21 protein-coding genes are annotated in these 22,725 nt (G+C 71.5%); 16 read left to right on the forward strand and 5 right to left on the reverse strand.

What is annotated here, in order from left to right; genetic code table 11:
• Positions 1-109: 109 nt before the first annotated feature.
• Positions 110-1,669, forward strand: coding sequence for a D-alanyl-D-alanine carboxypeptidase/D-alanyl-D-alanine-endopeptidase (dacB, locus tag R3E88_09800; GenBank protein ID MEZ4216756.1), 1,560 nt, complete (start codon positions 110-112; stop codon positions 1,667-1,669).
• A gap of 34 nt (positions 1,670-1,703) precedes the next feature.
• On the opposite strand, the gene R3E88_09805 is transcribed toward dacB, so the two are convergent.
• From R3E88_09805 to R3E88_09815, 3 genes are all read right to left on the reverse strand, one after another.
• The gene (locus R3E88_09805; protein MEZ4216757.1) at positions 1,704-2,378 is read right to left on the reverse strand and encodes a lytic transglycosylase domain-containing protein; all 675 of its coding nucleotides are present in this window, start codon (positions 2,376-2,378) and stop codon (positions 1,704-1,706) included.
• A 4-nt stretch (positions 2,379-2,382) separates the two neighbouring features.
• Positions 2,383-2,724: a DUF5658 family protein gene (locus R3E88_09810; protein MEZ4216758.1), complete on the reverse strand. Its 342-nt coding sequence runs from the start codon at positions 2,722-2,724 to the stop codon at positions 2,383-2,385.
• A gap of 274 nt (positions 2,725-2,998) precedes the next feature.
• Entirely contained in the window at positions 2,999-3,238 is a 240-nt protein-coding gene (locus R3E88_09815; GenBank protein MEZ4216759.1) for a helix-turn-helix domain-containing protein, read from the reverse strand.
• A gap of 386 nt (positions 3,239-3,624) precedes the next feature.
• On the opposite strand from R3E88_09815, the gene rsmD reads away from it, so the two are divergent.
• The 7 genes from rsmD to R3E88_09850 all read left to right on the forward strand — a co-directional run bounded on the left by rsmD (position 3,625) and on the right by R3E88_09850 (position 10,315).
• Entirely contained in the window at positions 3,625-4,218 is a 594-nt protein-coding gene (gene rsmD / locus R3E88_09820) for a 16S rRNA (guanine(966)-N(2))-methyltransferase RsmD (GenBank protein MEZ4216760.1), read from the forward strand.
• Between the two features lie 8 nt (positions 4,219-4,226).
• Entirely contained in the window at positions 4,227-4,727 is a 501-nt protein-coding gene (gene coaD / locus R3E88_09825) for a pantetheine-phosphate adenylyltransferase (GenBank protein ID MEZ4216761.1), read from the forward strand.
• 206 nt (positions 4,728-4,933) lie between these two features.
• A complete protein-coding gene (coaBC, locus tag R3E88_09830; GenBank protein ID MEZ4216762.1) occupies positions 4,934-6,151 on the forward strand; it encodes a bifunctional phosphopantothenoylcysteine decarboxylase/phosphopantothenate--cysteine ligase CoaBC in 1,218 nt (405 codons plus the stop codon).
• Positions 6,148-7,503: a nodulation protein NfeD gene (locus R3E88_09835; GenBank protein MEZ4216763.1), complete on the forward strand. Its 1,356-nt coding sequence runs from the start codon at positions 6,148-6,150 to the stop codon at positions 7,501-7,503. Before coaBC ends, R3E88_09835 begins: the two co-directional genes overlap by 4 nt.
• A gap of 47 nt (positions 7,504-7,550) precedes the next feature.
• Positions 7,551-8,336, forward strand: coding sequence for a slipin family protein (locus tag R3E88_09840; protein ID MEZ4216764.1), 786 nt, complete (start codon positions 7,551-7,553; stop codon positions 8,334-8,336).
• 3 nt (positions 8,337-8,339) lie between these two features.
• Positions 8,340-9,392, forward strand: a complete 1,053-nt coding sequence (hflK, locus tag R3E88_09845; GenBank protein ID MEZ4216765.1) for an FtsH protease activity modulator HflK — start codon at positions 8,340-8,342, stop codon at positions 9,390-9,392.
• Entirely contained in the window at positions 9,392-10,315 is a 924-nt protein-coding gene (locus R3E88_09850) for a protease modulator HflC (protein MEZ4216766.1), read from the forward strand. The genes hflK and R3E88_09850 overlap by 1 nt, the downstream gene beginning before the upstream one ends.
• A 26-nt stretch (positions 10,316-10,341) precedes the next feature.
• On the opposite strand, the gene R3E88_09855 is transcribed toward R3E88_09850, so the two are convergent.
• Positions 10,342-11,418: an LptF/LptG family permease gene (locus R3E88_09855; GenBank protein ID MEZ4216767.1), complete on the reverse strand. Its 1,077-nt coding sequence runs from the start codon at positions 11,416-11,418 to the stop codon at positions 10,342-10,344.
• A 16-nt stretch (positions 11,419-11,434) separates the two neighbouring features.
• Between R3E88_09855 and R3E88_09860 the strand changes: the two genes are divergently transcribed.
• The 7 genes from R3E88_09860 (at position 11,435) to R3E88_09890 (ending at position 20,812) form a co-directional block, all read left to right on the forward strand.
• Positions 11,435-12,385, forward strand: a complete 951-nt coding sequence (locus R3E88_09860; GenBank protein ID MEZ4216768.1) for a bifunctional riboflavin kinase/FAD synthetase — start codon at positions 11,435-11,437, stop codon at positions 12,383-12,385.
• Positions 12,382-13,470 (forward strand): lysylphosphatidylglycerol synthase transmembrane domain-containing protein, encoded by a 1,089-nt coding sequence (locus R3E88_09865; GenBank protein ID MEZ4216769.1) that lies wholly within the window; start codon positions 12,382-12,384, stop codon positions 13,468-13,470. The genes R3E88_09860 and R3E88_09865 overlap by 4 nt, the downstream gene beginning before the upstream one ends.
• A 95-nt stretch (positions 13,471-13,565) precedes the next feature.
• Entirely contained in the window at positions 13,566-15,263 is a 1,698-nt protein-coding gene (gene pilB, locus R3E88_09870) for a type IV-A pilus assembly ATPase PilB (protein MEZ4216770.1), read from the forward strand.
• 26 nt (positions 15,264-15,289) lie between these two features.
• On the forward strand, positions 15,290-16,387 hold the full coding sequence (locus R3E88_09875; GenBank protein MEZ4216771.1) for a PilT/PilU family type 4a pilus ATPase: 1,098 nt from the start codon (positions 15,290-15,292) through the stop codon (positions 16,385-16,387).
• A gap of 45 nt (positions 16,388-16,432) precedes the next feature.
• Positions 16,433-17,644: a type II secretion system F family protein gene (locus R3E88_09880; GenBank protein MEZ4216772.1), complete on the forward strand. Its 1,212-nt coding sequence runs from the start codon at positions 16,433-16,435 to the stop codon at positions 17,642-17,644.
• A gap of 16 nt (positions 17,645-17,660) precedes the next feature.
• Positions 17,661-19,415 carry an ATP-binding protein gene (locus R3E88_09885; protein ID MEZ4216773.1) on the forward strand — a complete coding sequence of 585 codons (1,755 nt, stop codon included), beginning with the start codon at positions 17,661-17,663 and terminating at the stop codon, positions 19,413-19,415.
• On the forward strand, positions 19,412-20,812 hold the full coding sequence (locus R3E88_09890) for a sigma-54 dependent transcriptional regulator (protein ID MEZ4216774.1): 1,401 nt from the start codon (positions 19,412-19,414) through the stop codon (positions 20,810-20,812). Before R3E88_09885 ends, R3E88_09890 begins: the two co-directional genes overlap by 4 nt.
• 4 nt (positions 20,813-20,816) lie before the next feature.
• Here the strand turns inward: R3E88_09890 and R3E88_09895 are convergent, their stop codons facing one another.
• Positions 20,817-22,175 carry a sigma-54 dependent transcriptional regulator gene (locus tag R3E88_09895; protein ID MEZ4216775.1) on the reverse strand — a complete coding sequence of 453 codons (1,359 nt, stop codon included), beginning with the start codon at positions 22,173-22,175 and terminating at the stop codon, positions 20,817-20,819.
• 270 nt (positions 22,176-22,445) lie between these two features.
• Between R3E88_09895 and R3E88_09900 the strand changes: the two genes are divergently transcribed.
• Positions 22,446-22,697, forward strand: a complete 252-nt coding sequence (locus R3E88_09900) for a helix-turn-helix domain-containing protein (GenBank protein MEZ4216776.1) — start codon at positions 22,446-22,448, stop codon at positions 22,695-22,697.
• Positions 22,698-22,725 lie beyond the last annotated feature (28 nt).

Below are 22,725 nucleotides of genomic sequence, written 5' to 3' on the forward strand. Positions count from 1 at the left end.
TGGCCGCGAGGCTCACGGATAAGCTCGAACGCGTCAAGCCGATCGCGGCGCGCACGGGACGCGCGGACAACCTACAGCTCGATGCGGGGCGCTTCCGATGCGGGCGGGCATGTCGATCCCCCAGGCTGATCGCGCGGGCCTCGCCGCTCCCGCTCGCCGCACCGGCGCGCTCGCCGCGGCGGCGTGGCTCCGCCGCTCCGCCGTCCGCGTGCTCGCACTCGCGCTGCTCGCGTGGGTCCCGCTGGCCGCCGGCGGCGCCGCGGCCGCCGACGACGTCGCGGCGCGCGGGCGCGACGCCGCGCTCCGCGCCGCACTCGAACGCAGCCTCGACGTCCAGGCCCTGCGCGGCGCGCGGGTCGCCGCGCTCGTCGAGGGCGCCGACGGCCGCGTCGTCTTCGCGCGCGATGCGGACCGTCCACTCACCCCCGCCTCCAACGCCAAGATCTTCACGTCGCTCGCCGCGCTCTCGGCGTTCGGGCCGGCGCACCGCTTCGAGACGCTGCTGCTCGCCGACCGCGAGCCGGACGCCGAGGGCGCCGTCGGCACGCTCGTCCTCAAGGGGGGCGGCGACCCGGCCCTCAACTCCGAGGACTGGTGGCGCATCGCCGACGGCCTGCGCCGCGCCGGCCTGCGGCGCGTGCGGGGCGACCTCGTGCTCGACGACTCGCTGTTCGACCGCGAGCTCTGGCACCCGTCGTGGGGGCGGACGTCGGCGCGCGCCTACCACGCGCCCGTGAGCGCGCTCAACGCGAACTACGGAACGTTCAGCGCCGTCGTGCGGCCCGGCGCGGCGATCGGCAGCCCGGCGATCGTCTCGCTGGCGCCGGCCGTCGACCACCTCCGCCTCGTGAACCGCGCCGTGACGCTCGACCCGCGTCGCCAGACGCAGCTGCGCGTCGATCGCGAGGAGGCGGCGGGCAACGAGCTCGTGATCGTGAGCGGCCAGGCCGCGGCGGACGAGCACGACGTCACGTTCTACCGCAGCGTCGTCGACCCGACGCGCTATGCGGGCTCGGTGCTGCGCGAGCAGCTCGCGCAGGCGGGCGTGCGCGTCGACGGCGAGCTCCGCGTGGCCCGCGACGGCGCCGAGGCGGCGGGCACCGAGCTGCTCCGGCATCGCGGACGGCCGCTGTCCGAGATCGTCGAGCTGTGCATGAAGTACAGCAACAACCAGATCGCCGAGGCGCTCGTGAAGCAGCTCGCGCTGCGCGAGGGCGCGCCGCGCGGCAGCTGGAGCGAGGGGATCCCGGCGTTGCGCCGCCGGCTCGAGTCGCTCGGCGTCGGCGCCGACGGCTTCGACCTCGTCGACGGCTCGGGCCTGTCGTATCACGACCGCGCGACGCCTCGCGCGCTCGTGCAGGCGATCCGCGCGGGCGAGTCGTCCTTCGCCTTCGGCCCCGAGTGGATGGCCTCGATGCCCATCGCGGACGTCGACGGCACGCTCTCCGACCGCGCGGCCGGCGCTGCGGGCTGGGTGCGCGCGAAGACGGGAACGCTCACGCGCGTGACCGCGCTCTCCGGGCTCGCCCAGCTCGCCTCCGGCGAGCGCGTGCGCTTCTCGATCCTCGTGAACGGCTACCGGTCGGGCGACCGAGACGCGATGCGCGCGGTCGACGGGTTCGTCGAGGCGCTCGTGTCGCCGCCGAGCGTGGCGGCGGGCGGACGCTAGGCGCGAGCGGGCCCGCGCGGCTGCGCCGCCTGCGTCACGATCCGCGCGTCAGCAGCTGCTCGTGCGCGGCGCGGACCTGCGTGATGTAGAGCTGCGGCACGTCGGCGCCCGTGCGCAGGCGGTGGTCGATCCGCCCCGGCCCCCAGTTGTAGGCCGCGAGCGCCGTCGCGACGTCGCCCGCATAGCGATCCACGAGCTCGCGCAGGTAGGCGGTGCCGAGGCGCACGTTGACGATCGGGTCGAAGAGGGTGTCGGGCCCGTGCCACGCGACGTCCATGCGCGCGGCGAGCTCGGCGCCCGTCGCCGGCATGATCTGCATGAGCCCGTAGGCGCCGACGTGCGAGACGGCGAAGGCGTAGCCCGCGCTCTCGACGCGGATCAGTCCGAGCACGAGCAGCGGCTCGAGGTCGTGTCGCCGCGCCTCGACCACGATCGTCCGCGCGACCGCGTCGATCTCGGCGTCGGCGAGGCCGCTGTGTCGCTCGCGAAGGAAGTGCGCGACCTCGATCTCCACGGCGACGTCGCGCGCCGAGAGGAGCGGCGGCGCGTCGGCCGCGCCGCGCGCGCTCGCGGGCGCCGCGCCGACCGCGGGCAGCGTGCGCGTTCCGCCGAGTGCGAAGGCGGAGGCCGCGTCGCTGCGGTCGAGCCAGGCGCCGGTGAGCACCGCGAGCCCGAGCAGGGCCATCGTCGCGAAGAGGGTCTCGCGCATGGTGTCAGGCCCCGAACGGCCCGATGCCGAGCTCGGCGATGGCGAACGCGTTGTTGACGACGGCGTAGGCCGTCGTGACCGCGACCACGCCGAGCATCGCGGTGCGCAGTGCGGGCGCGAAGCGCGTGGTCGTCGCGAGATAGACGAGCGCCGCGAGCGTGACGAGCGAGTCGATCAGCAGCCCGGGTACGAGCCCCGTCTGTGCGAAGAGCCATGCGGCAAACGGGTTCGCCTCCGCGACGACCCACCCCTGCACGGGCTCGCGCAGACAGAGCCACGTCGTGACGTGGTCCGCCGCGGTCAGCAGCGCGATGGCGGCGACGAGGAGCGTGCGGGCAGCGGCCATCTCGGTGTCGTCTCCCGGCCCGCACCGCGCGGGCTGCGGGGACAGGGAGCAAGATGCGTGCCCCGCGCCGCGGCGCGCGCCGGAAGTCGAGGCCCGCTCCCGCGTTGGGTCGCCTCCCTGCACGCGCACGCGCACGCGCGATCCCGCCGGGACGGCGGACGGTGGGAAGGGCGCTTCCGCTCCGGGGGAAGCGCGCGGGTGGCCGGGGGGGCGCCCGGGCGAGCGAGCCGGGGTGGCGGGGGCGGGCGGTCCGGCCCGCGCCCGGCGGAGCGACTCAACGCGGGCGCTTCATGCGCCCCTTGCCGAGCAGGAGCCAGTCGAGAGAGACGCCCTCCTCGAGCGCGATCCTGACGAGGAAGTCGGCGTGGGGCGTGGTGCCGCTCTCGTAGCGGTTCACGTTCTGCTGGAAGACGCCGAGGTCCCGCGCGAACTGGCGCTGCGATCGCGCACCGCGCACCTCCGCGATGCGAGAAGCGAGCCCCTTCTTCCAGCGATCGAAACCGTCTGCGCTCATGCGCTCCCCCCGAGCGGCGCGGCCGCCGCGCGCGCCGATGCGGCTCCCCCGACGTCGACGCCGACCGGCGTCGGAGCGTCGCGTCCGCTCCGCGCCGAACAACGCCGCTCGTCGTCGATTCGACATTCCCGGTGTGCGAAGCCCCGCCGCCGGTGTGCGCCGGGCCGCGTCGCGCGGCGCGCGCCGCGTGGGCGGAGTGCGCGCGGGCGGCACTCGGAAGGCCGGACCCCGGAGCGGCGCGCAGTCTACCGGCGGCGTCCGCCCTAGCAAGGCGCTGCCGACGGGCGCACGATGGGACTGCGCCGATGCGGGAGCGGGTGTGCGAGTGCCGGCCCGGTGGCGACGTCGCGAACGCGTGAACGCGCGCGAAGGATGGAAAGGATGGGGTGGCGGTGCGCGTGATCGGCGGATCGTTGCGGAGCCGGCGGCTGCGTCCGCCGCCGCACGGCGTGCGGCCGACGACCGACCGCGTGCGCGAGTCCATCTTCGCGGCGCTCGGCGACGTCGGCGGCGCACGCGTGCTCGATCTCTTCGCCGGCAGCGGCGCGCTCGGCATCGAAGCGCTTTCCCGTGGGGCCGAGCACGCGACGTTCGTCGACGTCGCCCGCGCGAGCATCGCCTGCGTGCGGCGCAACCTCGACGATCTCGGGCTCGTCGGCCTCGCGCGCGTCGAGCCCGGCGACGCGCTGCGCGCGCTCCGGACGTTCGCGCGCCGCGGCGAGCGCTTCGACCTCGTCTTCCTCGACCCGCCCTACGACGCTGGCTTGTACGAGCCCGCGCTCGCCGCGCTCGCCGCCGAAGCGATCCTCGCGCCCGGCGGGCTCGCGGTGGTCGAGCGCGCGCGCCGCAGCCCCCTCGAAGCCAGCTCGCTCGTTGGCTACATCGTCGAGCGCGAGCGAGCCTACGGCGACACCGCGGTCGACCTGCTGCGCACCCACGACGGCGACGGCTCGCCCGACGCGAGCGAAAAGGGGGCCTGAATCCCGACATGGCGAAGGCCACGCCTCGGCTCGCGCTCTTTCCCGCGAGCTTCGACCCCATCACGAACGGTCACCTCGACCTCATCAAGCGGAGTCTCGAGGTCTTCGACGAGGTGATCGTCGCGGTCGCCGAGAACATCGGGAAGAACGCGACGTTCACGCTCGACGAGAGGATGGCGATGCTGCGCGAGGTGCTCGCCGAGCACCCGGGCGCGCGCGCCGAGAGCTTCGACGGGCTGATGGTCGACTACGCCAAGCGCATCGGCGCGACGGCGGTGATCCGAGGCCTGCGCGCCATCGCCGACTTCGAGTACGAGTTCGAGATGGCGCTCATGAACAAGCACCTCTACCCGAGCATCGAGATCCTGTTCATGATGTCGAGCCAGGAGTACCTGTACGTGAGCTCGTCGCGGCTCAAGGAGCTGGTGCGCTTCGGCGTGTCGATCGACGAGTTCGTGCCGGGCGTGGTCGCGAAGGCCCTGCGCGAGAAGCTCGGCCGGCCGCGCTAGGCGGCGCGCGGTACGCGCCCCGCCGCGGCGCTCGGGCGGGCGGCCGCGACGCGCGCAGCCGCTCCTTTCGTTTGGGGGACCGGGCTTTTCCGGTAAGCTCGCCGCCGTCCTCGCGGGAACCGGTCGCGGCTCCGCAGTCCGGGCCGTCCGGGGACAGCGTCCGGGGACGGCGTCCGGGGACAGCGTCCGGGAACAGGGGGTAGTGGATGCAGCCGCGCCGCATCCTTGTGGCCGCGACCGGCGGGATCGCCGCCTACAAGGTTCCCGAGCTCGTGCGCGCGCTGCGGCGCGCCGGCCACGAAGTGCGCTGCGTCGCGACGCGCGGCGCCGCGTCCTTCGTCTCCCCCCTCGTCCTCCAGACGCTGACGGGACACCCCGTTCGCAGCGAGCTCCTCGACCCGTCCGAAGAAGGCGAGATCGACCACATCGCGCTCGCGGACTGGGCCGAGCTGGTCGTCGTCGCGCCGGCCACGGCGCACACGCTCGCGCGCATGGCCCAGGGGCTCGCGGACGACCTCGTGTGCGCCGTCCTGCTCGCGACCCGCGCCCCCGTGCTCGTCGCGCCTGCGATGAACGTGAACATGTGGAGCCATCCGGCCACGCGGAGCAACGTCGCGGTGCTGCGCGAGCGCGGCGTGCGCTTCGTCGGCCCCGCCTCGGGCGAGCTCGCGTGCGGCTGGCAGGGCGAGGGCCGCATGGCCGAGCCCGCGGAGATCGCCGCGCACGCGGAATGGGCGCTCGGCGCGCGTTCGCTCGCGGGGCGTCGCGTCGTCGTGACGGCGGGCGGCACGCGCGAGCCGATCGATACGGTGCGTTCCCTCTCGAACAGCTCGTCGGGAAAGATGGGCTTCGAGGTCGCGGCCGAGGCGGCGCGGCGCGGGGCGGACGTCGTGCTCGTCGCGGCGCCGTGCGCGCTCGCGACGCCGGCGGGCGTGCGGCGCGTCGACGTCGTCACGGCGCTCGACATGCGCGACGCCGTTCACGCCGAGCTCGCCGACGCCGACGTGGTCGTGAAGGCCGCGGCGGTGGCCGACTTCCGGCCGGCCGCGCGCGCGGAGCGCAAGCTCAAGAAGGAGGTGCTCGGCGATGCCGCCGGGCTCACGCTCGAGCTGGTTCCCAATCCCGACATCCTGGCCGAGGTGAGTGCGCCGGGGCCGGGGCGCGAGCGCCGCGTCGTCGTGGGCTTCGCCGCCGAGAGCGAGGACGTCCTGCCCGCTGCGAAGCGCAAGCTCGCGCGCAAGGGCTGCGACCTGCTCGTCGCGAACGACGTGTCGCGCGCCGACGCGGGCTTCGACGTCGACACCAACGCGGTCGCGTTCGTGTGGCCGTCGGGCGACGTCGAGGAGCTGCCGCTGCTGCCGAAGCGCGACGTGGCCGCGCAGCTCTTCGATCGCATCGAGAAGCTCCTGCGGAGCCGCGCGTGAGAGGTCGCGTGCGCGCCGCGGGCGTGCGGTCCGCGATCCTCCTGTGCGCGGCCGCCGTGCTCGCGATGGATGCGCGCCCCGCGGCCGCGAGCGTCGTCCACGTCGTCCGCATCGATGCTTCGATCAACCCCGCGACCGCCGACTACCTGATGGGCGCCATCGACGACGCGCACGCGAGCGGCGCCGCCGCGGTGCTCGTCGAGCTCGACACGCCGGGCGGGCTCGTCGCCTCGATGATGGACATCGTCGGCCGGATGCTGAACGCCGACGTGCCCGTGATCGTGCACGTGACCCCGCGCGGCGCGATGGCGGGCTCGGCCGGCGTCTTCATCACGATGGCGGCGCACGTCGCGGCGATGGCGCCGGGGACGACGATCGGCGCGGCGCATCCGGTCTCGATCGGCGGAGCGAATCCGAAGCCCTCGACCGACGAGGACGGAGAGAGCAAGGGCCCGTCCGACTACGGTCTCGAGAAGGCCGAGAACATGCTCGCAAAGTACGTCGAGACGATCGCGAAGGAGCGCGGGCGCAACACCGAGTGGGCCGAGGAGGCCGTGCGGCACTCCGTCGTGATCGACTCCGAGGAGGCGCTCGAGAAGAACGTGATCGATCTCGTGGTCGACTCGCGCCGCGAGCTCCTCGAGCGCATCGAGGGGCGCGAGGTCACGCTCAAGAGCGGGAAGGTGACGCTCTCGCTCGCGAACGCGAGCTTCTCGCCGGTCGAGATGACGCTCGGGCAGCGCTTCTTCGCCTTCCTCGTCGACCCGAACGTCGCGGCCATCCTGTTGATGGCCGGGCTCGCGGGCCTCTACATCGAGTTCAACAATCCAGGGCTGATCGTGCCCGGCGCGGTGGGCCTCGTGTGCCTCGCGCTCACGGGAATCGCGATGCAGATCCTGCCGTTCTCGTGGGCCGGCCTGCTGCTGATCGCGGTCGGCATCGCGCTGCTCGTCGCCGAGATCTTCGTGACTTCGTTCGGTCTGCTCTTCGCGGCGGGCATCGCGTGCCTCCTCTTCGGAGGCTCGATGCTCTTCCACCTGCCGGAGGAGTCGGACCTGAACGTCTCGTTCTGGACCGTGCTCGTGCCGGCGGTGGCGGGCGTCGCGGCGTTTGGCGGCATCGCCGTGTTCGCGCTGAGTCGCAGCCTGTTCTCCGCGCAGACGGCGGGCGTCGACGAACTCATCGGGCTCGTCGGCAAGGCGGCGACGCCGGTCGGCGCGACGGGCAAGGTGTTCGTGCGCGGCGAGTACTGGAACGCGTCGTCGGACGACGCGGTGGGCGAGGGCGAGGCGGTCGAGATCGTCGGCGTCGAGGGGCTCGCGCTGCGGGTCCGGCGCGCACGGAAGCGGTAGCGGGGCGAGGCAGGGCGGACGCCCGACGGGCGGCCACGGAGGGGAGCATGATCCAGGTTCCGATCATCTTTGCAGGCGTGCTGCTGGCGCTCGTGTTCGCCGGCTTCAAGGTGCTGGCCGAGTACGAACGCGGCGTCGTGTTCCGGCTCGGCCGCTTCGCGGGCGTGAAGACCGCCGGCCTCAAGTGGATCATTCCCGGCGTCGACCGCATGGTGCGCATCTCGCTGCGCGAGATCGTCATGGACATCCCGGCGCAGGAGGTGATCACGCGCGACAACGTCTCGGTGAAGGTCAACGCGGTGCTCTACTTCCGCGTGCTCCACCCCGAGAAGGCCGTCATCCAGGTCGAGAACTACCTCTACGGCACGAGCCAGCTCGCGCAGACGACGCTGCGGAGCGTGTGCGGCCAGGCCGAGCTCGACGACCTGCTCGCCGAGCGCGATCGCATCAACCAGCAGCTGCAGGAGATCATCGATCTGCAGACCGAGCCGTGGGGCGTCAAGGTCCGCGCGGTCGAAGTGAAGCAGATCGACCTGCCCGTCGAGATGCAGCGCGCGATGGCGCGGCAGGCCGAGGCCGAGCGCGAGAAGCGCTCGAAGATCATCCACGCGGAGGGCGAGTTCCAGGCGGCGGAGCGGCTCGCGAACGCGGCGCGCGTGATCGCGACGGAGCCGTCCGCGCTGCAGCTGCGCTACCTGCAGACGCTCGCCGAGATCGCGACCGAGAACAACTCGACGACGATCTTCCCGATCCCGATCGACATCCTGCGACCGTTCTACGACGGCACGTTCTCCGGAACGCGCGGCGGCGGCGACTCGCAAGGGAAGGGGTAGGCCGTGGCGCGGGGGGGCGGCACGTCCGACGAGATCGAGCGCAGGGCGGGGCGGTCGGTGCGCCGCTGGCTCGTGCTGGTCACGAGCATCGGCGTCATCGGCGGCTGGGCGTACACGGGCTTCTATCGGCTCGCGCCCGGCGAGGCGGCCGTCGTGTTGAGCTTCGGCCGCTACCTGCGGACCGAGGCGACGGCCGGCCTGCGCTGGCACGTGCCGCGTCCGATCCAGTCGCACGCGGTGATCCGCCTCGGCGAGCTGCGGCGCGAGAAGTTCGGGTACCTCGACGCCGATCGCGCCGCGCTGACCGAGGAGACGGCGGCCGGCGAGAACGCGATCCAGACCGCCGACAACAACATCGTGAACATGAGCTACGTGGTTCAGTACTACGTGAACGATGCGTTCTCGTTCGTGTACGGCCTCGCCGATCCGACGGCGACGCTGCGCGACGCGGCGCAGAGCGCGCTCCGCGAGGTCGTCGGCAAGCACACGGGCAACGAGGCGCTGCGGGAGAACCGCGCCGGGATCCAACGCGAGGCGGAGATCCTGCTCCAGGACCGCGTCGACGCGTACTTCGGCTCGAGCGAGCGCTCGGCGTTCCGCATCGACAAGATCGAGATCCAGGACTCCAAGGCGCCGGCCCCCGTGCAGGGCGCGTTCGACGACGTGGTCGCGGCGCGCCAGGACGAGCAGCGCAAGCAGGCGGAGGCGCGCGGCGACGCGCGCGAGATCGTCGAGCGCGCGCAGGCGCAGGCGCGCGAGGTGCAGGAGGCGGCGATCGCGTACCGCGACGCGAAGCTCGTCGAGGCGGAGGGCGAGGCCGCGCGCTTCACGGCGCTGCTCGCCGAGTACCAGCGCGCGCCCGAGGTGACGCGCGAGCGGCTCTATCTCGAGACGATGGAGTCGATCCTCCCGACCGCGGAGAAGGTGATCGTCGAGCCGGGCGCCGCGCAGGTCGTGCCCTTGCTGTCGATCGGGGCGGAGCGGGCGCGGAGCGGCGCGCCCGCCGCGACCGCGGGCGCCGCGGCGAGCGCCGCGGCGGCGGAGGACACGCCGTGATGCGCGCGATCCTGCTGGTGCTCGCGACGGTCGCGCTGGCCGTCGGCGCGATCTGGGCCAGCGAGGTGCGCCTGCCCGGCGGCTACCTCCCGAGCGTCGTCGTCGTGACGCGCGAGTTCGAGCAGAACGTGCTGCTCATGCCGGTCACGGCGACGGAGTACAAGGTCGTGACCGAGCCCGGGTGGGAGCTCGCCGTCCCACTCAGCCGCGTGATCACCGTGGACCGGCGCCTGCAACACCTCAACGCGACGCCGATCGACGTCGTGATCGCCGGCGGGCAGACGCTCCGCACCGATTACTACGCCGTCTGGCGCATCGCCGACCCGAGCCTGTTCATCCGCGCGTTCCCGCAGTTCCAGGAGGACGCGGAGTACGGCATGAACAAGGCGCGCGCGCGCATCCAGGAGTCCGTCAAGGGCCTCGTGGGCGAGACGATCGGCAGCCTCGACATCGCGCAGCTCCTCGAGCGCACCGAGGTGCTCGACGCGATGGCCGAGCGTGCGAACGAGGAGCTCGTGGAGACGGGCGTCGCGATCGTGGACGTCCGGATCAACAGGATGGATCTCCCCGCGCAGGCGTTGACGGCGGCCTACGAGCAGATGCGCGAGCAGCAGCGCGCGATCGCGCGCGAGTCGCGCGTGCGCGGCGAGCGGCTCGCGCGAGAGGCGCGCGCGCAGGCCGAGAAGGAGGCGCGCGCCACGCTCGCGGAGGCCAACGCGTTCTCCGAGCGGACGAGGGGCGAGGGCGACGCGGGTGCCGCGCGCACGTACGCCGACGCCTTCGGCCAGGACCCCGAGTTCTACGCCTTCGTGCGGAGCCTCGAGGCCTACCGCAAGACGCTCGGCACCGAGACGACGCTCGTGCTGCCGCCCGATCACTCCTTCTTCCGCTACCTCGATCGCGACGCGGGCGCGCGGCGTTAGGCGGCGCAGAGGGCCGGGGGCCGGGGTCAGCGCGGCGCGCGGGCGAGAGCCGAGCCGGCGCCGGCGGCGAGGAGGGCGACGAGCCCCGCGCTGACGACGGCCGGCGGCACGAGGGCCTGTGCGGCGAGCACCGCGCCGACGCTCCGCACCGCGAAGAACACCGCGAGCGCGAGCGTCGCGAGCGAGGCCGTGCGGCCGATGCTCCGCGTCCGCTCCGTCTCGAGGCCGATCGGGATCGCGAGCGCGACCAGGAGCGCGATCGCGATCCAGTCGGCGACGCGTCCGTAGAGCGCGGCACGCGGGCGCGATCCATCCGCGCCCCGCGCCTCGCGGGCGGCGATGTACTCGCGAAGCCCGGCGATCGAGAGCGCCCGCACGTCGGGGCGGAGCGCCGCGCGGCCGGGCGGGTCTGCGATCGCGAGCTCGAGGCGATCCTCGCGCCGTACCGTCGGGAGGGCCGCGGCGTCGCCGGGCGGGTACTCGCGCACGACGGCATCCCGGAGCGTCCACCGATCGCCCTCGCCGACGGCGGCGCTCCGCGCATCGATGCTGCGGCGGAGGTCGCCCTCGGCGTCGCGCTCGAAGAGTCGGACGTCGAAGAGTGCATCGGAGGCCTCGTCCGCGTCGGCGACGCGGAAGATCCAGGGGCCGCGATGCACCCAGAACGCGCCGTTGCGGAAGCGCAGGGTCGGCGCGTCGTCGCGTTGGCGATTCCACGCGCGGCGCGCCTCCAGGCCGACGCTCTCGTGGAAGGCGGCCATCGCGACTGCGAGCGCGAGGCCACTCACGAGGATGGGCGTCGCGGCGGCCGCGAGCGACACGCCGCCCGCCTTCATCGCCGTCCACTCGTTGCTCGAGGCGAGCTGCGCGGCCGCCAGGAAGGCCGCCAGGAAGGCCGTGACCGGAACGACGTAGCTGGCATACTCCGACGCCAGTCGCAGGCCGAGGTACGCGAAGGCTCCGCGCCAGCCGTCGCCCCACGCGAGTACGCCGTCGAGATCGAGCAGCAGCTCGACGACGACGATCGCGAGGGCGGCGATGCAGGTGATGACCAGGAAGAGCTGCACGAAGCGCGCGGCGAGATGGCGCGACAGGGTTCGCACGGCGGGGAGTCTAGCAGTGGAGGTCGTACACGGGACGGCGGCGCTCGAGCGCGTGCTCGTCCGGCCCGTACTCACGATCGGCAACTTCGACGGTCTGCACGTCGGACATCGCGCGATCATGGAGGTCGTCGTCGATCGGGCGCGCGCCCACGCGGGCGAGGCGGTCGTCTACACGTTCGACCCGCATCCGCGGAAGGTGCTCTTTCCCGAGCGCGCGCCCGCCCTGCTCACGACGCTCGACCAGAAGCTCGAGCTGCTGGCGTCGTTCGGCGTCGACGTGACCATCCTCGAGCCGTTCGATCGGGGCTTCGCCCGCGTCACTCCCGAGGAGTTCGTGCGCGACTACGTGCACGCCCGGATCCGGCCGGTCGAGGTCTACGTCGGGTACGATTTCCACTATGGGCGCGATCGCGAGGGGTCGATGAGGCTGCTCACGGAGACGGGCCCGCGGCTCGGCTTTGCCGTCACGATCGTTCCCGAGGTGACCGTCGGAGAGCGCGACGTGAACTCGACGCGCATCCGCGACCTGCTCGCGCGCGGTGAGGTGGAAGAGGTGAGCGAGCTCCTCGGCCGCGCCTTCAGCGTGCGCGGCAACGTCCTTCCGGGTCAGCGACGCGGTCGCGGGCTCGGCTTCCCGACCGCGAACCTCCGTCCCGAGAACGAGGTGCTCCCGCGCAACGGCGTGTATGCGGGGTACGTCGCACTCCTCGACGAGGGCGAGCCCGCGCGAGGGACGCGCCTCCCCGTGGTGACGAACGTGGGGACGCGTCCGACCTTCGACGACGGGCAGGGGCTGCTGGCCGAGGCGCACGTACTCGGCTTCGACGGCGACCTCTACGGGCGCCGCGTCGATCTCTCGTTCGAGCACGCCATCCGCGACGAGCGGCGCTTCGAGGACGTCGAAGCGCTCCGCGCGCAGATCGCACGCGACGTCGAGCAGGCGCGCGCGCTGCTGGGGCTCGCGTGAGCGAGACGACCGCGTCGACCGAGGCCCCCGAAGCACCGCGCTCGCGCTGGACCGACTGGCGCGTGTGGCTGGGCGTCGCCATCACGGTCGGGTGCATCTGGTACGTCGCCAAGGACGTTCCGATGAGCGAGGTCGCGAGCGCGCTGCGGCGCGCCGACCTGTGGACGTTGCTCGTCGTCTCCGTTCCCGCTCACGTGCTCAGCATCTACCTGCGCGCGCTCCGCTGGCGGCATCTCACCAACCCGATCGCGCCGATGTCCCGCGGACTGCTCTACAAGGCGCAGTCGGTCGGCTTCCTCGTGAACAACCTCGTCCCGCTGCGAATGGGGGAGTTCGTCCGCTCGTGGTACCTGGCGCGCGAGACGGGCACGCGCGGCGCGGCCATCCTCGGAACGGTGGTGCTCGAGCGCGTGCTCGACATCGTGTGCGTGCTGCTGATGGCGGGGGCGTCGATCGGTCTTCTCGGTGCGCGCGCGGGCGATGGGCTGCTCGCCGAGGGCGCAGTGCTCCTGCTTCCGACGGGGTTCGTCCCGCTCGCGGGACTGATCGCCCTGCGCTTCGCGCCGGCGGCGGTCCTTCGCGGCGTCGAATGGGCGATGCGACCGTTCCCGCAGGACGCGCGCGATTTCGTGTCGGGGAATCTCCTGCGCTTCACCGAGGGCCTGGCCGCGATCTCGGGCGGCACGCACCTGTGGTGGATCCTGTTCCACTCGATCACGATCTGGCTGCTCGTCGGCGCGCTCCCGATGACCGCCGGGCTCGTCGCGTTCGAGCTCCCGCCCGAGGTGACCGCGAGCACCGACCGGCTCGTCTACGTCTCGTGGCTGCTGCTCGCGGCCGTGGGCGTCGCGGTCGCGATCCCCTCTGCGCCGGGGTTCTTCGGCGTCTATCAGCTCGCGTTCACGGCCGTGCTCCGGCCGCTCGGCGTCGACGATGCGACGTCGCTCGCGCTCGGCCTCCTCGTGTGGCTCGTCTTCTGGGCGAGCTTCACGCTCCAGGGCTTCGTCGTGCTGCGCCTCGGCGGCATCTCCTTCGCCGAGCTGACCGCGGCCTCTGGTAAAGCTCCCACGAACGACCGCCGATAGCTCGCCGAGATTGCGCCGCTTTCGTGGCGACGCCGCCCGTGTCCGCAGCGACGGACGGGCGGCGGCACCGCGCCGCGCGCTGGGAGAGGTCGGCGGTGAACGAGCGGATCGGTGAGCTCCTCGTCCGAGAGAACCTGCTCTCGAAGGACCAGCTGAAGAAGGCGCGCGACGAGGCCACGGCGAAGGGGAGCCGACTCGGCGCCGAGATCACCGAGCTCGGCTTCCTCGAGGAAGCCGAGCTCACCGACTTCGTCGCGAAGCAGTACGGCGTCCCTTCGATCAACCTCGACGACTTCGACATCGATCGCGAGGTCCTGTCGCTCGTCCCCGAAGAGGTCGCCCTCAAGCACACCGTCGTCCCCGTGAACCGTGCGGGCTCGACGCTGATCCTCGCGACCGCCGACCCGTCCAACATCTTCGCGCTCGACGACATCAAGTTCCTCACCGGCTACAACATCCAGCCGGTGGTCGCGTCCGAGACCGCGATCAAGCGCACGCTCGACAAGTACTACGACGCCGGCACGTCGCTCGACGACGTGATGGCGGACTTCGACGATTCGGATATCGACGTCGTCACCGACGACGACGAGTTCGACGCCGCGGAGGCGGCGGGTGCCGCCGAGGACGCACCCGTCGTCAAGCTCGTGAACCTGATCCTGACCGAGGCGATCAAGCGCAACGCGTCGGACATCCACGTCGAGCCCTACGAGCACAGCTTCCGCGTTCGCTACCGCATCGACGGCCTGCTCTACGAGATCATGAAGCCGCCGATGAAGCTCAAGAACGCGATCATCTCGCGCATCAAGATCATGTCCGAGCTCGACATCGCGGAGCGGCGCCTTCCCCAGGACGGCCGCATCAAGCTGAAGCTCGGTCGTGGCCGCGAGATGGACTTCCGCGTGTCGGTGCTTCCGACGCTGTTCGGCGAGAAGGTGGTGCTCCGTCTGCTCGACAAGTCGAACCTCCAGCTCGACATGACGAAGCTCGGCTTCGAGCAGCAGCAGCTCGACGTCTTCAAGGACTGCATCCACCGCCCCTTCGGAATGGTGCTCGTCACGGGCCCGACCGGCTCCGGAAAGACGACGACGCTGTACTCGGCGCTGTCCGAGCTGAACAAGATCTCCGAGAACATCTCGACCGCCGAGGACCCGGTCGAGTTCAACCTCGCCGGCATCAACCAGTGCCAGATGCACGAGGACATCGGGCTCAACTTCGCCGCCGCCCTGCGGTCGTTCCTGCGCCAGGACCCCGACATCATCATGGTCGGTGAGATCCGCGACTTCGAAACGGCGGAGATCGCCGTCAAGGCCGCGCTCACCGGCCACATGGTGCTCTCCACGCTGCACACGAACGACGCGCCCTCGACCGTGAACCGCCTCCTGAACATGGGTATCGAGCCGTTCCTCGTCGCTTCGTCCGTCAACTGCATCGTCGCCCAGCGCCTCGCGCGTCGGGTCTGTCCGGAGTGCAAGGAGGTCGACGACGTCACGACGAAGGAGGAGCTCGTCGAGGCGGGCATGACCGAGGAGGAGGCGAACAGCATCACGCCCATGAAGGGAGCCGGCTGCGGAAACTGCAGCGAGACCGGCTTCAAGGGGCGCGTCGCCGTGTACGAGGTCATGGAGCTCACCGAGGAGCTCAAGGAGTTCGTGCTGAACGGGGCGTCTGCCCTCGAGCTGAAGCGCGAGGCGATCCGGGGCGGGATGCTGACCCTGCGCCGGAGCTCGCTCAACAAGCTCGCCGAGGGGGTGACCACCCTCGGCGAGGTCTACCGCGTCTCGAGCGCGGACTAGCCGGACGACGAGGAAGGGATCGCTGCATGGCGAACATGCATCAGCTGCTGAAGGCGATGATCGAGAAGGGCGCGTCCGACCTGCACATCACGACGGGGTCGCCGCCGCAGCTGCGGATCGACGGCAAGCTGCATCCGCTCAAGATGCCGCCGCTGTCGCCCCAGGAGACGAAGCAGCTCACCTACTCGGTGCTGACGGACGCGCAGAAGCACCGGTTCGAGGAGACGAACGAGCTCGACCTCTCGTTCAGCGTTCAGCGCCTGTCGCGCTTCCGCGGGAACATCTTCGTGCAGCGCGGCAACGTCGCCGGCGCCTTCCGCGCGATCCCGTTCAAGATCAAGACCTTCGAAGAGCTCAATCTGCCGCCGATCGTCACGGAGCTCGCGCGCAAGCCGCGAGGCCTCCTGCTCGTCACGGGGCCGACCGGCTCGGGCAAGTCGACGACGCTCGCGTCGGTGATCGACCGCGTCAACACCGAGCGCAACGAGCACATCGTCACGATCGAGGACCCGATCGAGTACCTGCACCCGCACAAGGGCTGCATCGTGAACCAGCGCGAGGTGGGCGCGGACACGACGGGCTTCAAGACCGCGCTCAAGTACATCCTCCGGCAGGATCCCGACGTCGTGCTCGTCGGCGAGCTTCGCGACCTCGAGACCATGGAGGCGGCGCTCTCGATCGCGGAGACGGGCCACTACTGCCTCGCGACGCTCCACACGAACTCGGCCGTCCAGACGATCAACCGCATCGTCGACATGTTCCCGCCCTACCAGCAGTCGCAGATCCGCCAGCAGCTCTCGTTCGTGCTCGAGGGGATCATGTGCCAGACGCTCCTGCCGCGCGCGAACGGGCCGGGCCGCGTGCTCGCCCTCGAGGTCATGGTGCCCAACTCGGCCATTCGCGCGCTCATCCGGGACGACAAGATCGCGCAGCTGTACTCGGCGATGCAGGTCGGCCAGGAGAAGTACGGCATGCAGACCATGAACCAGTCGCTGGCGGCGCTGTACAAGCGCCGACTGATCACGCTCGACGACGCGATGGGTCGCAGCTCGGACGTGCAGGAGCTCCGGAACCTGATCGGCCAGGGCTCCGACGGCGGCGTGAACGCGCGGCGCGCGAGCTAGCGGACCACGAGGGAGGCCGCGCCGACGCGCGGCGGAGGAACGACGATGCCGGTCTACACGTGGACGGGACGCACCCGCCAGGGCGCGCAGAAGAAGGGCGTGCTCGAGGCCGTGAACGAAGCCGCCGTGATGGCGCAGCTGCGTTCGCAGGGCATCGTGCCGGGCAAGGTCAAGGAGAAGCCGAAGGATCTCGAGGACCTGTTCCCGTTCCTGAAGCCGCGCGTGAAGACGAAGGATCTGGTCGTCTTCACGCGTCAGTTCGCGGTCATGATCGACGCGGGTCTCCCGCTGGTGCAGTGCCTCACGATCCTCGGCGACCAGATGGAGAACGCGACGTTCAAGAAGGTCGTTCGCGAGATTCGCAGCGACGTCGAGCAGGGGTCGACGTTCGCGGACGCGCTCGGCAAGCACCCGCGCGTCTTCTCGGACCTGTTCGTGAACCTCGTCGCGGCCGGTGAGGTCGGCGGCATCCTGGACACGATCCTCAACCGCCTGGCGGCGTACCTCGAGAAGGCGGACAAGCTCGCGGCCCAGGTCCGCGGCGCGATGGTGTATCCGTCGACGGTCATGGTGATCGCCATCGGCGTCATCACCGTGCTCCTGGTGAAGGTGATCCCCGTCTTCGAGAAGATGTTCGTCGACTTCGGCGGCGAGCTCCCGGCGCCCACCCAGATGGTGATCGACCTGAGCAATTGGATGCAGGCGTACATCGGGTACTGCTTCATGCTCGCGGGCGGCGGCTTCTTCGCCTTCTTCCAGGCACGCAAGCGCAACGCGCAGTTCCGCTACCGGACGGACAAGCTGTTCCTGATGTCGCCGGTGTTCGGGCCGCTCCTGAAGAAGGTGGCCGTGGCGCGCTTCACGCGGACGCTCGGAACGATGATCGCGAGCGGTGTTCCGATCCTCGAAGGCCTCGACATCGTGGCTCGCACCGCGGGCAACATGGTGATCGAGGAGGAGATCCAGATGACGCGGTCGTCGATCTCCGAGGGCAAGACGCTCACCGAGCCTCTGCAGGAATCCAAGGTCTTCCCCGGCATGGTCGTGCAGATGATCGCGGTCGGCGAAGAGACGGGCTCGATGGAGACGATGCTCTCGAAGATCGCCGACTTCTACGACGACGAGGTCGACAACGCGGTCGCCGCACTGACGTCGCTGCTCGAGCCGATCATGATCGTCTTCCTCGGCGGCGCGATCGGCGGCATCCTGATCGCGATGTACCTGCCGATCTTCAAGATCGCCGAAGCCGTGATGTAGGCGCGACCGCGCGCCCATGGGACGTGACGAAGCCGTCGAGGCGCCGGGCGGCGAGCTCCCGCTCTCCGTCGCGACGGAACGGCGCCTCGTCGCGCTCATGGTGGCGCGGCTCGCGCTCTCGCTGCTGAGCTTCGGGATCCTCCTGCTGCTCGACGGCATCGGCGTCGGCCCGACGCTGTCCGAGACCGAGCGGAGCGGCCTCTACTGGACGCTCGCCTTCGCGTTCCTCGCGACGGCGCTCTCCGGCCTCGCGTTCGACCGCGCGCGGAGCGCCGCGAACTTCGCGACGTTCCAGATCGCGGCGGACGTCGGGATCGTGACCTCGCTCGTCCACTTCTCCGGTGGGCACCAGTCCGTGTTCAGCTTCCTGTACGTCGCGGTCACGGCCTATGGTGCCGTGCTCTTCGAGCGCCGGCGCGCGGTCGCGGCCGCGACGGCGAGCGCCGTGGCGTACGGAGCGGTGCTCGTGCTGGAGCAGCTCGGCCACGGTGTCGGTGCGCGGCCGGCCCACGTCGCGGTCGCGGCAGCGACCTGGGGCGTCCACGTGGGCGCCCTGTTCCTGGTGGCGGCCCTCGCGAGCACGCTCACGAGCGAGCTGCGCCGCACCGGCGCGGCGCTCGACAAGAGCGCGCACGACCTCCGCCGCCTTCGCGACCTCAACGCGAGGATCGTGGAGAGCCTCAACAGCGGCCTGCTGACGACGGATCCGAGCGGCCGCATCGGCTCCTTCAATCCGGAGGCGGAGCGGATCACGGGCATGCGCAGCGCCGACGTGGTCGGGGTTCGCGTCGACGACGTCATCGGCGGCGCGTGGGAGGTGGTGCGGTCGGGAACGCCCGAGCAGGGCGAGCGGGTGCGACGCGCGCGTCTCGAGCTCCGGCCGACCGACGGGCGCGTGCGCTTCCTCGGTCTCGCCGCGTCGGCGCTCCGCGACACGGACGGCGCGGCGGTCGGTCACGTCGTCATCTTCCAGGACGTCACCGACGTGGTCGAGATGGAGCGGAAGCTGACGCGGAGCGAGCGGCTGGCCGCCGTCGGCGAGATGGCCGCGAAGATCGCGCACGAGGTGCGCAACCCGCTCGCCGCGATCTCGGGTTCGGTCCAGATCCTCCGCAAGGATCTCGCGGACCCGGACGCGCCCGACCCGTCGCGACTGATGGACATCGTCGTGCGCGAAGCCGATCGCCTGAACGCACTGATCACCGACTTCCTCGACTACGCGCGGCCGCGACCCGTGCGGCGCGAGCGCATCGACCTCGCCGCGGTGTGCGCGGACGTGGTGGAGATGCTGTCGACGACGTGCCCCGCGCACGTCTCGATCGAGCTGCGATGCGAGAGCGACGCGGTCGCGCTCGGCGACGCCGATCAGATCCGACAGGTGCTCTGGAACCTGTGCCGCAACGGTCTCGAGGCGATGAGCGAGCCGGGGGTGCTGCGGCTGGCGATCCGGCGCGCGGAGCCGGCGCCTCAAGGGGCGAGGAGCGAGGGCCGAAGTGGGGAGGCCGCGACGCTCGCGGGGGTCGAGATCGTCGTGGACGACGAGGGGGCCGGGATCGACGCCGCGGCCGTGGGGCGGCTCTTCGAGCCGTTCTTCACGACGAAGCGCAGCGGCACGGGCCTCGGGCTCGCGATGGTCCATCGGATCGTCGAGGCGCACGGCGGCGAGATCGAAGTGGCGAGGAAGACGGGGCGCGGCGCGCGCTTCGTCGTTCGACTTCCCTCCGTCGAGGCGCGTGGCCGCGACGAGACGACGGGCGAAGGCAGGGCATGAACGACGCTGCGCACATCCTGGTCGTCGACGACGAGCAGAGCCTTCGCGAGTTCCTCGAGATCTTCTTCCGGCGCGCGGGCCACGTCGTGTCGACGGCCGCGGGTGTCGAGCAGGCGCGCGCGCTCCTCGAGGCGGACGACGTCGACGTCGTGGTGTCCGACATGCAGATGGCCGACGGCTCCGGTCTCGACGTCCTCCGCCACGTCCAGGCGTCCTGCCCCGAGACGCCCGTCATCATGATCACCGCCTTCGCGACGACGGATTCCGCGATCGCCGCGATGAAGGACGGTGCATACGACTACATCACGAAGCCGTTCAAGGTCGACGAGCTCGGCGTCGTCGTCGGAAACGCGCTCGAGAAGCGGCGCCTCACTTCCGAGAATCGCCGGCTCCGCACCGAGCTCCGCACGCAGGCGCGCCAGCGCCGCATCGTCGGCAACAGCGCCGAGATGCAGCGCGTCTTCGAGATGATCGCGCAGGTCGCCGGAACGAAGACCAACGTGCTCGTGAGCGGCGAGAGCGGGACGGGCAAGGAGCTCGTGGCGCGCGCCATCCACGAGCAGAGCGGCCGCGCCGACGCCCCGTTCGTCGCCGTGAACTGCGGCGCGATCCCCGAGAACCTGCTCGAGAGCGAGCTCTTCGGGCACATGAAGGGCGCGTTCACCGGCGCCGTGCAGAACAAGGAAGGCCTCTTCGAGACCGCCGACGGGGGAACGCTGTTCCTCGACGAGGTGGGCGAGCTGTCGCAGCCGTTGCAGGTCAAGCTCCTGCGCGCGATCCAGGAGAAGACGATCCGACGCGTCGGCGGGACGAGCGATCGGCGCGTGGACGCGAGGATCATCTCGGCGACGAATCGCCGGCTCGAGGAAGAGGTCGCGGCGGGTCGCTTCCGGGAAGACCTCTACTACCGCCTCAACGTCATCCAGATCGCGCTGCCCCCGCTCCGCGAGAGGCGCGGCGACGTTCCGCTGCTCGTCCACCGGTTCCTCGAGCGCTTTTCGCAGGAGCTCGGGAAGGAGGTGGGGGACGTCGACGCCGACGCGATGGAGCTGCTCACCGAGTACGCGTATCCGGGCAACGTGCGCGAGCTCGAGAACGTGATCGAACGGGCGGTCGCGCTGTCGCGAGGGGGGGCCATCGGTCTCGCGGAGATGCCACCGACGCTGCTGCGTCCGGCCGACCCGGAGGGCGCACCGTCGATCCCGAACGCGGGCGTCGACCTCGATCGCTTGATCGCGGACTACGAGCGCTCGCTGATCGGCGAGGCGCTGCGCATGACGGGCGGCGTGAAGAAGCGCGCCGCGCGCCTGCTCGGCGTCTCGTTCCGCTCGCTCCGCTATCGGCTGGACAAGCTCGGGATGGACACCGGGCGGGCCGACGAGGACGACGCGGGCTGAGTGCTCAGTCGCGGATCCCGTACTCCTTGAGCTTGTAGAGCAGGGCGCGCTGGCTGATCCGGAGCCGGCGCGCGGCGTGCGTCCGATTCCCGCCCGTCGCGCGCAGGGCGCGTCGGATCGCCGCCGTCTCTGCGGCGCGGCGCGCGGCGCGCAGCTCCCAGACGTCGAGCTCTCCGCCGTCGGCGCGCTGGATCACGTCGGGCAGGTCGCCGACCTCGATGCGCGCTCCGTCTCCGACCAGGAGTGCGCGTTCGAGCGTGTTCTCGAGCTCGCGCACGTTGCCCGGCCATGCATGGCGCGAGAGGCAGGCGAGGGCGTCGTCGGCGATGGCGCGCACGCCGCGCCCGTGCTGGGCCGCGAGGCGCGCGAGGATGTGATCGGCGAGCAGGGGAATGTCGGCCCGACGCTCGCGCAGGGGCGGCACTTCGATGCGTCCTTCCTCGAAGCGCGCGAGCAGGGTGCTCTCGAAGCGCCCGGCCTTCGCCTCGCGGTCGAGATCTCGCTGGGTCGAGGCGACGACGCGCAGGTCGGGCGCCCCGCCGGTCGGTGCATCCCCCGCGCGGCTCGCGCCCGCATCGAGCGCGTGCACGAGGCGCACCTGGAGGGTTTGGGGGAGGGCCCCGATCTCGTCGAGGAAGAGCGTTCCGCCTCGTGCCTCGACGAGCAGCCCGCGTCGCGCGGGTGCGGAGTCGGCGTCGCCGCTGCGCGCGCGTCCGAAGAGCTCGCTCTCGAGATGCTCGGCGCCGGCGCCTTCGCACGCGAGCGCCACGAACGGCCCTTCGTGTCGAATCGACTGGGCGTGGATCGCGCGTGCGATCGACTCCTTGCCCGTCCCGGGCTCCCCGCGCACGAGCACGTCGTCGACGCGGCCGGCGACGCGCTCGACGGCCTCGAGCACGGCGATCATCGAGGTCGATGCCGCGACCACCGGTCGGTCTCCGAGCGCGCGGCGGAGCTCGCGATGCAGGAGCCCGAGCGAGCGGAAGCGGTGCTGCGCCTCGCGGGCGCGCTGCAGGACGAGGAGCGCTGCGGCCGGGGCGATCGGACGGGGCAGGACCTCTCGTACCCCGCGCGCGAGAGCCCCCCGCGCCAGCTCCTCGGGGTCGCCGACGTCCGTGAGGACGACGGTCGCACGCGGAAGACGGCGGCGGATCTGCGGGACGATGTCGTAGCCGTCGAGTCCCGGGAGCCGCGGGTCGCACAGCACGACGTCGACCCAGCCTTCGTCGAGCCGGGGCAGCGCCTCGGCGGCGTCGTCCGCGCGGACGAAGCGGAGGTCGCCGTCGCCCTCGCCGGCGAGCGCCGACTCCAGCTCCCGCAGCAGCGCCGGGTCTGGGTCGATCACGAGCAGCGTCTGGGGCATTCCGGGCTCCGCGCCGCGCTCGGGGGAGAAGAATGGAGCGCGCGCGCGTTCTCGGCCGCACGGCCGGCTTCCGTGAGCGTGTTCGGTCGGGCGGTCGAGACCCGGCCGTCCGCATGCCGATGCGTCCCTCCTGCCGTCGAGTTGGGTGTGACTCGCGACACCAAGAGGAGGTGAGTAGGTCCCTCAAGTCCCTGAATCTCGGGGCCGATACCCGCAATCGACGTACGCGCGTGCGCGTGGAGGTCGCCGCGTTCCGCGGAGGGGGGGCTGGTGCCGACCAACAACGTCCAGCGATATCGCGAGCGGCTGATGATGAGCAAGGCCGAGCTCGCCCGGAAGGCCGGGCTCTCGACGCTCACCATCGACCGTCTCGAGGCCGGACGTCCGTGTCGGCTCGATACGAAGCGCAAGGTCCTGCTCGCGCTCGGCCTCAAGGTCTCGGACAAGGAGCTCGTGTTCGGCGAGGACGACGAGGTCGGCGTGACCTCGCGACGCCTCGCGCTGAGCACGGACAACGCCTAACGGGCGCGGAGCGGCGGCTCCGAACGGA

The sequence above is a fragment of the Myxococcota bacterium genome, from assembly GCA_041389495.1.
In the GTDB taxonomy this organism is placed as follows: Bacteria; Myxococcota_A; UBA9160; order UBA9160; family UBA4427; genus JAWKRT01.